Here is an 11,933-nt window from a genome sequence, read left to right on the forward strand (position 1 = left end):
GGCGTGCTCCTCTTGGTCTTGGGTTGGCGTTGAGGCTGTGGGACGGATGCCTAGCCTTCCACAGTCCAACCATGTCCTGATAGTATTAGAGTTTGGTTGATACGTGCCCGGCTTCAAGTTCTTTCTTGCAATTTCTTGTCACATTTCTCGTGACTGTGCCGTGAAACGGCAGCCGGGGCGGTTAAAACTTGTCCTTTCGCGCCCGGATTTCAGCAAAGACCTTGGTCGCCGGCGCCCCGCCCATGCCAAGGGCATCCTTGACGCTGTCGAGATGGGCCCGCAGGAACGGGTTGGTGTCCAGCTCCTCTTGCAGGCGTGACGGGACTGTTGGTCGCCCTTCTGCACGGTCCGCATCAATCGCCGCGCAGCGCTGTTGCAGCGCCGGGTTGTCCGGGTCGATGGTGAGCGCGAAGCGGGCATTGGACTGGGTGTATTCATGGCCGGAATAGACCGTGGTGTCGCGGGGCAGGGCGGCGAGTTTCTGCAGGCTCTGCCACATCTGGTCGGCAGTCCCCTCAAACAGGCGGCCACATCCCAGCGCCATCAGGCTGTCGGCTGTGAAAACCGCTGAGGACGCCGGGAGGTGAAAGGCAATATGGCCGAGGGTATGGCCAGAGACATCCAGCACATGGACCTCCTCGCCGAGGCAGCTGAAGGTCTCTCCCTCGGCCACCGCCAGATCTAGATCCGGCAGGCGATGGGCATCGGCGCGCGCGCCGACGATCTGGCAGTCATAGGATGCACGCAGGTCGGCGACCCCGTCGATATGATCCCAGTGGTGGTGAGTCAGCAGGATCTGATCCAGCCCCCAGCCGCGCCTGTCTAGCTCCGACTTGATGGCCTCCGCTTCCGGCGCATCAACCAGCGCGGTCTGACCGGTGGCCGCATTGTGCAGCAAAAAGGCATAGTTGTCGGACAGGCAGGGCAGGGTGACGATTTCAAGGGGCATGGTCATTCGCTTCTCGATGGGTAAACTGACGGCGACTGGCCTCAGATTGGCCCAAGCAACGGACGCCCGCAATGCATGTTGATGTTCAGGATCTGAGGAATTTCTACTATCGCAGCACCCTGGGGCGGGCGGCGCAGGCGTCGATCCGCGGTCGGCTGCTGGAACTATGGCCCGAGGCGGCCGGGCTGACGGTCGCGGGGTTTGGGTTTGCGGCACCGCTGCTGCGCCCCTATCTGGCGGAGGCACGGCGGGTGATTGCGCTGATGCCCGGGCCGCAGGGGGTGATGCAATGGCCGGCCGGGCTGCCCAATGTTTCGGTGCTCTGCGAAGAGACCTCCTGGCCGATTGAAACCGGGCATGTGGATCGGCTGGTGCTGCTGCACGGGCTGGAGACCTCGGACCGGCCGTCGCATCTGCTGGAGGAATGCTGGCGGGTGCTGGGACCGGGGGGGCGCGCCGTCTTTGTGGTGCCCAACCGTGCCGGTCTCTGGGCGCGCTCGGATGTGACCCCGTTTGGCTTTGGCCGCCCCTATACGCTGAGCCAGGTGGAAAATCAGCTGCGCCTGCATCAGTTCACCGTCGAGCGGCACTCAGCCGCGCTTTATCTGCCGCCCAGTCAGCGCCGCTTCTGGCTGAAGTCCGGGCCTTTGTTTGAGCGGATGGGGGATCGTCTTCCGGCGATGCTGGGGGGCGGTGCGTTTCTGGTGGAGGTCAGCAAGCAGGTGCATGTCCAGCGCGGCGAGATGACCCGCCTGCGCCGTCCCAACCCGATCCGGGTGCTGGAAGGGTTGTCCAATCCGATGCCCGAACCGGCGTGACGGGGGCGATTTCAGGGGCGGGCGGATGCGTCCGGGCGGTCGTCGATGTCGTTTGCGGCATATGCACAGGGTGACGGCAGGTCGCCTGCAAACGACGCCGCGTCGCGACGTCTGCGGGCTGGACAGGTGGCGCAAAATGGGGCGCGATGAGAGGCTATGAAATAGGCGGTTCTTAATCTTTGGCAGGTGGCGCAGGATGACCTTGCGGAAGGCGGCTTCGGGTGCTCTGGTGCTTGATTCCCCGCATATGGTTCAAAATCGCGCTTTCAGTGCTCGTTTTCGACGGTTTGGAGGTTTTTTTGTCCTCAGGGCGTGATTTTTGCTGATTTGGAATCGCAAAATTGACGCCTAAAGTCGGTTTTTTTGACGCATGTTCTGTCGTTTCATCGAGTGTTATTGCCTAATCACTTGAAAACGCTTGAAACTTCCTTTTTTACCTCGCTGTCCAAGGCAGTTGATAGGTTGCCAACGCTCTGCTACATCCACGCTGATTTTGACGCCCCACCAGATTGTGGGGAGACCTCACGCCCCCGGACGCCACCTGCAAGGGTTAGCCAACCGGGGCCAATATCGGAAGGGTGGACGTGTCCGAACCAGCTTCGATCTCCGCAGGCATTGCCGCGCGCTATGCCACCGCGATCTTTGAGATCGCCGAAGAGAGCAAGGCGCTTGATAGCCTTGAAACCAGCATCAATGACCTGTCTGCCGCGCTGGCGGATAGTGAAGATCTCCGCGACCTGATCACGTCACCCCTGGTGTCGCGTCAGGAGCAGGGGGCTGCGATCACCGCAATTGCCAAGAAAATGGGCCTGGCCCCGGTTCTGGCAAATGCGCTGTCGCTGATGGCCGAAAAGCGCCGCCTGTTTGTGGTGCCTGCGCTGCTTGAGGCTCTGCGCGCACGCCTGGCCGAAACCCGTGGTGAGATTACCGCCGATGTCACGTCGGCAAAGGCGCTGACCAAGACCCAGAGCGAAAAGCTGGCCAAGACACTGGCCGAACGCACCGGGAAAAAGGTCGTGATCAATGCAACCGTCGATGAAAGCATCATTGGCGGTCTTGTCGTTAAAGTGGGCTCGAAGATGATCGACAGTTCGATCCGCTCCAAGCTCAACTCCCTACAGAACGCAATGAAAGAGGTCGGATAAATGGGTATCCAAGCAGCAGAAATTTCTGCGATCCTGAAAGACCAGATCAAGAATTTTGGTCAAGAAGCCGAGGTGGCAGAAATTGGCCGCGTGCTGTCCGTTGGTGACGGTATTGCCCGCGTCTACGGTCTCGACAATGTCCAGGCCGGCGAGATGGTCGAATTCCCCGGCGGCATCATGGGCATGGCGCTGAACCTCGAATCCGACAACGTCGGTATCGTTATCTTCGGCTCCGACCGTGACATCAAAGAAGGTGACACCGTCAAGCGCACCAACTCCATCGTGGACGTTCCCGCTGGCCCCGAGCTCCTCGGCCGCGTAGTCGACGGTCTGGGCAACCCGCTGGACGGCAAGGGTCCGATCAACGCGTCCGAACGCAAGGTTGCCGACGTGAAGGCACCGGGCATCATCCCGCGTAAATCGGTTCACGAGCCGATGGCAACCGGCCTGAAATCGGTTGACGCGATGATCCCGATTGGCCGTGGCCAGCGAGAGCTGATCATTGGTGACCGTCAGACCGGTAAAACCGCCGTTGCGCTGGACGCCATCCTGAACCAGAAAGTCTACAACGACGCCGCTGGTGATGATGAATCCAAGAAACTGTACTGTGTTTACGTCGCGATCGGCCAGAAGCGCTCGACCGTGGCCCAGCTGGTGAAGAAGCTGGAAGAAACCGGTGCGATGGAATACTCGATCGTGGTTGCCGCAACCGCGTCCGAACCGGCTCCGATGCAGTTCCTGGCGCCTTACGCCGCGACCGCGATGGCCGAATACTTCCGCGACAGCGGCAAGCACGCGCTGATCGTTTATGATGACCTCTCCAAGCAGGCCGTGGCCTATCGCCAGATGTCGCTGCTGCTGCGTCGTCCGCCGGGCCGTGAAGCCTATCCTGGTGACGTTTTCTACCTGCACTCCCGCCTGCTGGAGCGTTCCGCGAAGCTGAACGAAGAATTCGGTGCCGGCTCGCTGACCGCGCTGCCCGTGATCGAAACCCAGGGCGGCGACGTGTCCGCGTTTATTCCGACCAACGTGATCTCCATCACCGACGGTCAGATCTTCCTGGAAACCGAACTGTTCTATCAGGGCATCCGTCCTGCTGTGAACACCGGTCTGTCGGTGTCGCGTGTGGGCTCCTCGGCTCAGACCAATGCAATGAAATCCGTTGCTGGTCCGGTTAAGCTGGAACTGGCTCAGTACCGCGAAATGGCAGCCTTTGCTCAGTTCGGCTCCGATCTGGACGCCGCGACCCAGCAGCTGCTGAACCGTGGTGCCCGCCTGACCGAGCTGATGAAACAGCCGCAGTACGCACCGCTGACCAACGCCGAGATCGTTTGTGTGATCTTTGCAGGTACCAACGGTTACCTCGACAAAGTCGACGTGAAAGCAGTCGGCCGTTACGAGGCTGGCCTGCTGGCGCATCTGCGCAGCAAGCACCAGGACCTGCTGGATTGGATCACCAACGAAGACCCGAAGATCAAGGGTGATGCAGCCGACAAGATCAAAGCAGCTCTGGACGCGTTCGCAGCTGACTTCGCTTAAGGGGGGATCAGGCGTTGCCTAACCTTAAAGACCTTAAAAACAGGATCGCGTCGGTCAAATCGACCCGCAAGATCACCAAGGCCATGCAGATGGTCGCGGCCGCAAAACTGCGCCGCGCCCAAGAGGCCGCCGAAGATGCACGTCCCTATGCCGAACGGTTCAACGCCGTTATGGCCGGGCTCGCCGCATCTGTCGGTGGCAGCGATTCTGCACCCAAACTGCTTGCCGGCACCGGTAGCGACCAGGTTCATCTCCTGGTCGTGCTGACCGCCGAACGCGGGCTTTGCGGGGGCTTCAATTCCAACATCGCCAAGCTGGCCCGGGTGGAAGCCCAGGCGCTGAAGGCGGCGGGTAAGACTGTCAAGATCCTGACAGTCGGCAAAAAAGGCCGGGACGCGATGAAGCGCGACCTTGGCGAATATTTTGTCGGCCACGTGGATCTGAGCGACGTCAAACGTGTTGGCTATGCCAATGCGCAGGACATCGCCAAGGACGTTCTGGCCCGCTTTGATGCCGGGGAATTCGACGTTGCGACGCTCTTTTATGCGCGGTTCGTGAACGTTGTGACCCAGGTGCCGACAGCCCAGCAGGTGATCCCGGCGTCGTTCGATGCCACGGAAGACGCGGCTGCGACCAGCTCTGCGGTTTATGACTACGAGCCCAGCGAAGAGGCCATTCTGGCCGACCTGCTGCCGCGCGGCGTCGCAACGCAGATCTTTGCAGCGCTGCTGGAAAATGGGGCCTCCGAACAGGGTGCCCGGATGAGCGCGATGGACAACGCGACCCGCAACGCGGGCGAGATGATCGACAAGCTGACCATCGAGTTCAACCGCTCGCGTCAGGCCGTGATCACCAACGAGCTGATTGAAATTATTTCGGGCGCCGAGGCGCTCTAAAAGAAAACCGGAGACGAAACATGGCAAATGCAAAAGGCAAGGTGACCCAGATCATCGGCGCCGTTGTGGACGTGCAATTCGACGGCCACCTGCCGGCGATCTTGAACGCGCTGACCACCGACAACAATGGTAAGACCCTGGTTCTGGAAGTTGCCCAGCACCTCGGTGAAAACACCGTCCGTACGATCGCTATGGACGCGACCGAAGGTCTGGTTCGCGGTCAGGCTGTTGCCGACACCGGCGCACCGATCTCGATCCCCGTCGGCAACGCGACCCTGGGCCGCATCCTGAACGTCGTGGGTGAGCCCGTGGACGAGCAGGGCCCGGTGAACGCAGCGGAGACCCGTTCGATCCACCAGCCCGCACCCGAGTTCAGCGACCAGTCCACCGAATCCGAAGTGCTGGTAACCGGCATCAAGGTGATCGACCTGCTGGCCCCCTACGCCAAGGGTGGTAAAATTGGTCTGTTCGGCGGCGCCGGCGTTGGCAAAACCGTTCTGATCATGGAACTGATCAACAACATCGCAAAAGTGCACTCGGGCTTCTCCGTGTTCGCCGGTGTTGGTGAGCGGACCCGTGAAGGCAACGACCTCTACCACGAGATGATCGAATCCAACGTTATCAAGCCCGATAACCTGGAAGAATCGCAGGTGGCCCTGGTTTACGGCCAGATGAACGAGCCTCCGGGTGCGCGTGCCCGTGTTGCTCTGACCGGTCTGACCCTGGCGGAACAGTTCCGTGACCAGTCGGGCACCGACGTTCTGTTCTTCGTGGACAACATCTTCCGCTTCACCCAGGCGGGTTCCGAGGTTTCGGCTCTGCTCGGCCGTATTCCTTCGGCTGTGGGCTACCAGCCGACGCTGGCCACCGACATGGGTGCGATGCAGGAACGCATTACCTCCACCAAGAACGGCTCGATCACCTCGATCCAGGCTGTGTATGTTCCCGCGGACGACCTTACCGACCCGGCACCGGCAACCACCTTTGCCCACCTGGACGCGACCACCGTTCTCAACCGTTCGATCTCGGAACTGGGTATCTACCCGGCTGTTGACCCGCTCGACTCCACATCGCGCCTGATGGACCCGTCCATCGTGGGCGAAGAGCATTATGCTGTGGCCTCCGACGTTCAGCAGATCCTTCAGCGCTACAAGTCGCTGCAGGACATCATCGCGATCCTCGGCATGGACGAACTGTCCGAAGAGGACAAGCTGACCGTGACCCGCGCGCGTAAGATCCAGCGCTTCCTGTCCCAGCCGTTCGACGTTGCAAAGGTCTTTACCGGCGCAGACGGCAAGCAGGTTCCGCTTGAGGACACGATCGCGTCGTTCAAAGCCGTTGTGGCTGGCGAATACGACCACCTGCCCGAAGGCGCCTTCTACATGGTTGGCGGCATCGACGAGGTGATCGCTAAAGCCGAGAAAATGGCTGCTGACGCGGCCTAAGGAGGGCCCTGATGGCTGATACGATGCAATTCGACCTCGTGAGCCCGGAGCGCCGCCTGGCGTCGCTCCCGGTGACCGCGGTAATGATCCCCGGCGCGGAAGGCGACATGACGGCTATGGCCAACCATGCGCCGACCATCACCACGCTGCGTCCGGGTGTCCTGCGGGTTGAAGGCCCGCAAGGCACATCGGAATATCTGGTCACCGGTGGCTTTGCTGAAATCGGCGCTGACGGTCTGTCTGTCCTTGCTGAAAAGGCAATCCCCATGGACCAGCTGACGCGCGCGCAATTGGACGAGCTGATTGAAGAGGCCCGCACGACCTACAAGACCGTGCAGGAAACCGATCAACCGCATGGTCTCGTCGAAGACGCGGCCAAGCTGCTCGCTGACATGGAAGCCCTGGGCACCCACATGAGCCTCTGATCCGTCAGAGCCATGGCAAAACACGATAAACCGGCCCCTTGCGGGCCGGTTTTGTTTTTTGGCAGAGTTGCAGGACAGGCGGCGCACTCGCCCGCGCCCTGTGCACCAGGCTTTGCGCAGGTCGGGCGGTGCGCAGAGCGGGCAGGGAAGAGATCGGGCAGGGGTTCAGGGGGCGGAAACAGTATGAAACGTGTACAGAGCCCCCGCCTTGGGGTGGATCAGGGCGATATCGAGATCTTCTCGGAGTTCGAGAATGGCGGCAGCATGTGGACCGGAACCGGCCCGCGCGAACGCCGCCGCGAGGTGCGCTTTTCCGAGCCCTTTGCCGAGCTGCCTGCGGTGCATCTCTCCAGCTCGCTGGTGGACATCGATTCAGGGGCCGCCATCCGGGCGGAGCTGGTCGCCGAGAAGATCACCCACCAAGGATTTGACGTGGTGTTTCGCACCTGGAATGACAGCCGCGTCGCGCGGATCCGGGCCTCCTGGCTGGCGATCGGTACGCTGCCCTTTGCCGATGACTGGGACGTGCCCTAACTCGGGTCTCTGTCGCGGTCAAAACGGGTCAGACCCGGAAACGCGGGCAGCCAGCTTTCGCGGCGCAGGCACCAGCCTTCGTAGCTTGGCAGCAGCCCGTCCGTGGTTTCGAGCGCACCCAGATGCAGCTCGATCTCATCGCCGCTTCGGGCAAAAACCGACGAGCCGCAGATACCACAGAAATGGCGCCCCCTGTAATGCTGCGGCCTGCCATCAACAGTGACAGCCGATGCCGGGAAAATCGCAGCCGCGTAGAACAACGCGCCATGGTGCTTGCGACAGTCGCTGCAATGGCAGATGCCAACCCGGAGCGGCGCACCGGAGGCGCTGATACGGATGGCGCCGCATAGGCAGCTGCCTTGATGGTGCTGCATCCTCCTGCCTCCCCGCTTTAAGCCACGCGCCAAGCCTAACGTGCTGGGCGGCGTGCCGTCGATAGCGGCAAGACGAAAAACCCCACGCGCCGGGTTCCGGGCGTGGGGTCAAAGAGCTTGGCCGATTGGCGGCGCGGTTTAGCCGTTGCGCGACAGCGACTCGTAGATCGGAACCAGCGTCTTGTCCTCGAACAGAGAGGACACGGAGGTGCCGTGCCAGATATTGAGAATGGCCTGAGTGAACAAGGGCGCGGTCGGCAGGATGCGAATATTCGGCGCGCCAAGGACCGCTTCGGTCGGCTGAATGGTGTCGGTCAGCACCAGCGATTTCATCACCGAGTTTGTCACGCGCTCAACAGCCGGGCCGCTCATCACACCATGGGTGATGTAGGCGTGGACCTCCTTGGCCCCATTGTCGAGCAGCACCTGCGCCGCCTTGCACAGGGTGCCGGCTGTGTCGCACATGTCGTCGATGATCAGGCAGATCTTGTCGGTGACATCGCCAATCACGGTCATTTCGGCGACCTCGCCGGCTTTCTCGCGGCGTTTGTCGACGATCGACAGAGGCGCGTTGATGCGCTTTGCCAGTTCACGGGCGCGGGCCACACCGCCGACGTCCGGTGACACGACCATGAGTTCGTCCATGCTGTCCTTGAACTGGTTTTTCACATCCAGAGCAAAAATCGGCGAAGCATAGAGGTTGTCGACGGGGATATCGAAGAAGCCCTGGATCTGGGCCGCGTGCAGATCCATTGTCAGAACCCGTTCGATTCCCGCACCGGTCAGCATATTCGCCACCAGCTTGGCCGAGATCGGCGTGCGGGCCTTGGTGCGGCGGTCCTGGCGGGCATAGCCGAAATAGGGGATCACGGCGGTGATACGCTGGGCAGAGGAGCGGCGCAGGGCATCTGCGATGATCAAGAGCTCCATCAGGTTGTCATTGGCCGGGTTCGAGGTCGGCTGAATGATGAACATGTCCTCACCGCGGACGTTCTCATAAACCTCGACGAAGATTTCGCCGTCGTTGAACCGCTCGACCCGGGCATCTACGAGGCCCTGATCAACGCCGCGGTGCATCGACATGCGGCGGGTAATGGTTTCGGCAAGCGGAAGATTGGCGTTCCCAGCAATCAGCTTGGGTTCGTTCAAAGTCGGCATTGGCTGTTATCCCCAGGCAGCAATGGCAGTGTGACAGATTCGTGATGTTGAACCCCGCTTAGCATGGGCGTACCGTCGCGCCTAGATTTAATGCGGGAGAACAGGCCCATGGTGGCAAACGACAGGGCAGGGGAAACCTGCTGGAGTTGCGCAGAGGAGCAGCGAAGAAGGACCTTGGTCGACGGTGGCATCGCGACCGCAAAAGGGCAGTCATGATGGCGGAAATCTCGGCCGGGCTGGCGCAGCCCGTGGTCACCCATTCCTTTGGTCGCGGCAATCGGCAGGTTCTGGGAGTCCATTGCTCCCTTGCCCATTCCGGTGCCTGGCGTGGTCTGGCGACCATTCTGGAAGAACATGTGACGATCTCAAGTTTCGACATGCTGTCGCACGGGCGCAGTCCCGATTGGGACGGTGAGGGGCTTTTGCAACTGCGCAATGCCGAGGCCGGGCTGGCCCTGATCGAGTCGGAGAACCTTGCCAAGGACGGGCCGATTGACCTGCTGGGCCATTCCTTTGGTGCCACGGTGGCGCTGGCAATGGCGCAGATGCGGCCTGACCTGGTGCGCTCTCTGGTGATGATCGAACCTGTGTTTTTTTCGCTGGGGACAGCGACGACGACCGATCCCGAGGCGCTTGAGGCGCTACGCCGGGACCACATGACCGTTCGCGAAACCTATCTCAACGGCGATGTGGAGCAGGCGACTCGCCTGTTCAACCGGGCCTGGGGAGCAGGCCATCCGAAATGGCCAGATTTGCCCGAAAGCGCCCGCAGCGCCATGGTCCGCAGTTTTCCGGCGGTGATGGCCTGCGATACGCAGATCTACGACGATATGCTGGGCGTGCTGGAACCGGATAAGCTGGCGCTGCTGACGATGCCCTGTCTGCTGATTGATGGCGGCAAAAGCCAGCCCATCATGCATGAGGTCATTCGCGCTCTTGCCGCACGACTGCCGGAGGTGACCTGCCGAAGGGTCGAGGCGGCGGGACATATGCTGCCGATCACACATCCGGCCGAGACGGCGGCTCTGCTGCAAAGCTTCTGGCCGGACGTGGCGCTGGCGCAGGCCTAGGCCCTAGCCGATGCTGCACGGCCCCGAGGGGGCGTTCCCGTAGCAAGAACCCGAAGCGCGCCAGAGGCGGCTTCGGGTTTTTCAGCTTGCGACGTCAGGGCGCGTGAGTTGGCCTCAGAGATCGGTCACCGTGGTGACGGTTTCGCGGAAATAGTCAATCTTGCCGTCCTTCTGATGGGACAGGATGAAGGTCACGCTTTCCACCATACGATCCCGCACCGCGTAGTGATAGCGCTGCTGGAACCGGGTGTTATACCAGCCATCCCCCAGATCCTGTGATGTCAGATCCACGATTTTTGTTCCCTGAGGGAAAACTTCGGGGCCAAGCCGGGACAGGATCACGCCAAAGCCCTCGATATCGGTGGCCTGTTGCCAGCTGACGTCGACGCCATCGCTGTCGCGGTAATGGTCGATGCGAAAATCGATATCCGGCGCGATAAAGCCCATCAGGGCGGGGTCGCCTGCCTCGAACAGGCGCAGCAACTGCTCGATTTCGGGGGCGGTTGTGGCTTGGGGCGCGGGGGCGAGGGTGGTTGCGGACATGATGCTCTCCTGTTGAGTGGTGCCGACAGGATGGCAAAGATACCGACTATAGGGAATTGCTCTGGAGGCTATCCATGTTATAGTTTGAAGCTATGGATGATCTGACACCGCTACGATATTTCCGGGCTGCCTATGAAATGGGAACCTTCAGTGCTGCGGCACGGGCCTGCGATGTGCGCCAGCCCTCGGTCTCGGCGGCAATTGCCCGACTTGAGCAACGGTATGGCGGCCCGGTGTTTCGGCGCGGCCGGGATGGTCTGACGCCAACCGCGCTCGGGCATGAACTCTATCAGCAGGCAGGTGGGGTGCTGGCGCAGATGAGCCAGCTTGAGGCGCGGCTAAAGGGGCATGTCGAGCAAACGGTAAGGGTGTTCTGCGCGCCCGACGTCTTGATGGCGGCATTTGAGGATGGGCTGGCCCGGATCCGGCGGGCGGAACCACAGGCGCAGTTTCAGTTTACCGAGGATCCCACGCAGGCGGATCTGCATTTTGCGGCTGAGAGCTGTCTGCCACGGGGCTGCGGTTTTCATCCGCTCTGGCAGGAGCGCTATGGTCTCGGTCTGCCCTCTGGGCATCCTCTGGTGGCAAAACCGCAGCTGACGCTGGCAGATCTTGCGGATGAGGCCCTGATTGCGCGCCCCTATTGCCCCAGCGCGGACCGGTATCTGGCTGAACTGGCGCGGGATGACGGCGGGACGGGGCTGCGGGTGGCGGCCAGCGCAATACATGATGCCCAGCTGATGGATCTGGTGGCTGCCGGTTTGGGAATGGCGCTGATGCCAATGTCCCATGGCGATGCTCACAGGGGCATTGTGCTGCGGGAGATTTCGGACGTCGACCCGGTAACTCGGGTGGTTGGTGTCGGCTATCGCAAAACAGGATTTGCCGACGCTATGGCGCGGCATTTCCTGAGCCGCCAGAGCTTCATGGGTGCTGGCGCCGGGGGTGGCAGCGCTCCGGGTGGCGGGCCTGCGATGACCGCTGAGCCGATGTGACCGGGAGCCGCCGGTGGGCGGCAAACCGGCGTCCCATTGGGA

At 61.5% G+C, this 11,933-nt stretch carries 13 protein-coding genes; 9 read left to right on the forward strand and 4 right to left on the reverse strand.

Annotated features, from left to right (window positions below; all coding sequences use genetic code 11):
• Positions 1-181: 181 nt before the first annotated feature.
• Complete coding sequence (gene gloB / locus VWZ87_RS11410) at positions 182-955, reverse strand: hydroxyacylglutathione hydrolase (RefSeq protein ID WP_416534987.1); 774 nt, start codon at positions 953-955, stop codon at positions 182-184.
• A 65-nt stretch (positions 956-1,020) separates the two neighbouring features.
• Here gloB and VWZ87_RS11415 point away from each other — a divergent pair, with 65 nt between their 5' ends.
• From VWZ87_RS11415 to VWZ87_RS11445, 7 genes are all read left to right on the forward strand, one after another.
• Positions 1,021-1,767, forward strand: coding sequence for a class I SAM-dependent methyltransferase (locus tag VWZ87_RS11415; RefSeq protein WP_340546256.1), 747 nt, complete (start codon positions 1,021-1,023; stop codon positions 1,765-1,767).
• Positions 1,768-2,351: 584 nt separating this feature from the next.
• Positions 2,352-2,912 carry a F0F1 ATP synthase subunit delta gene (locus VWZ87_RS11420; protein WP_340546255.1) on the forward strand — a complete coding sequence of 187 codons (561 nt, stop codon included), beginning with the start codon at positions 2,352-2,354 and terminating at the stop codon, positions 2,910-2,912.
• Positions 2,913-4,451, forward strand: a complete 1,539-nt coding sequence (gene atpA / locus VWZ87_RS11425) for a F0F1 ATP synthase subunit alpha (RefSeq protein ID WP_340546254.1) — start codon at positions 2,913-2,915, stop codon at positions 4,449-4,451.
• A 14-nt stretch (positions 4,452-4,465) separates the two neighbouring features.
• Positions 4,466-5,347 carry a F0F1 ATP synthase subunit gamma gene (locus VWZ87_RS11430; protein WP_340546253.1) on the forward strand — a complete coding sequence of 294 codons (882 nt, stop codon included), beginning with the start codon at positions 4,466-4,468 and terminating at the stop codon, positions 5,345-5,347.
• Positions 5,348-5,367: 20 nt separating this feature from the next.
• Positions 5,368-6,792, forward strand: a complete 1,425-nt coding sequence (atpD, locus tag VWZ87_RS11435) for a F0F1 ATP synthase subunit beta (protein WP_340546252.1) — start codon at positions 5,368-5,370, stop codon at positions 6,790-6,792.
• 11 nt (positions 6,793-6,803) lie between these two features.
• Positions 6,804-7,217, forward strand: a complete 414-nt coding sequence (locus VWZ87_RS11440) for a F0F1 ATP synthase subunit epsilon (RefSeq protein WP_340546251.1) — start codon at positions 6,804-6,806, stop codon at positions 7,215-7,217.
• A 183-nt stretch (positions 7,218-7,400) separates the two neighbouring features.
• On the forward strand, positions 7,401-7,751 hold the full coding sequence (locus VWZ87_RS11445) for an H-type lectin domain-containing protein (protein ID WP_340546250.1): 351 nt from the start codon (positions 7,401-7,403) through the stop codon (positions 7,749-7,751).
• Here VWZ87_RS11445 and VWZ87_RS11450 read toward each other — a convergent pair.
• Positions 7,748-8,125: a GFA family protein gene (locus VWZ87_RS11450; protein ID WP_340546249.1), complete on the reverse strand. Its 378-nt coding sequence runs from the start codon at positions 8,123-8,125 to the stop codon at positions 7,748-7,750. The genes VWZ87_RS11445 and VWZ87_RS11450 overlap by 4 nt on opposite strands.
• 138 nt (positions 8,126-8,263) lie before the next feature.
• Complete coding sequence (locus VWZ87_RS11455) at positions 8,264-9,283, reverse strand: ribose-phosphate pyrophosphokinase (protein ID WP_340546248.1); 1,020 nt, start codon at positions 9,281-9,283, stop codon at positions 8,264-8,266.
• A 215-nt stretch (positions 9,284-9,498) separates the two neighbouring features.
• Between VWZ87_RS11455 and VWZ87_RS11460 the strand changes: the two genes are divergently transcribed.
• Positions 9,499-10,353 (forward strand): alpha/beta fold hydrolase, encoded by an 855-nt coding sequence (locus VWZ87_RS11460; protein ID WP_416534988.1) that lies wholly within the window; start codon positions 9,499-9,501, stop codon positions 10,351-10,353.
• Between the two features lie 114 nt (positions 10,354-10,467).
• Here the strand turns inward: VWZ87_RS11460 and VWZ87_RS11465 are convergent, their stop codons facing one another.
• Positions 10,468-10,896: a hypothetical protein gene (locus VWZ87_RS11465; RefSeq protein WP_340546247.1), complete on the reverse strand. Its 429-nt coding sequence runs from the start codon at positions 10,894-10,896 to the stop codon at positions 10,468-10,470.
• Positions 10,897-10,988: 92 nt separating this feature from the next.
• Here VWZ87_RS11465 and VWZ87_RS11470 point away from each other — a divergent pair, with 92 nt between their 5' ends.
• On the forward strand, positions 10,989-11,891 hold the full coding sequence (locus tag VWZ87_RS11470) for a LysR family transcriptional regulator (RefSeq protein ID WP_416601042.1): 903 nt from the start codon (positions 10,989-10,991) through the stop codon (positions 11,889-11,891).
• Positions 11,892-11,933 lie beyond the last annotated feature (42 nt).

Origin of the sequence: Phaeobacter sp. JH20_37, from assembly GCF_048056015.1 — a bacterium.
Classification (GTDB): Bacteria; Pseudomonadota; Alphaproteobacteria; order Rhodobacterales; family Rhodobacteraceae; genus Phaeobacter; species Phaeobacter bryozoorum.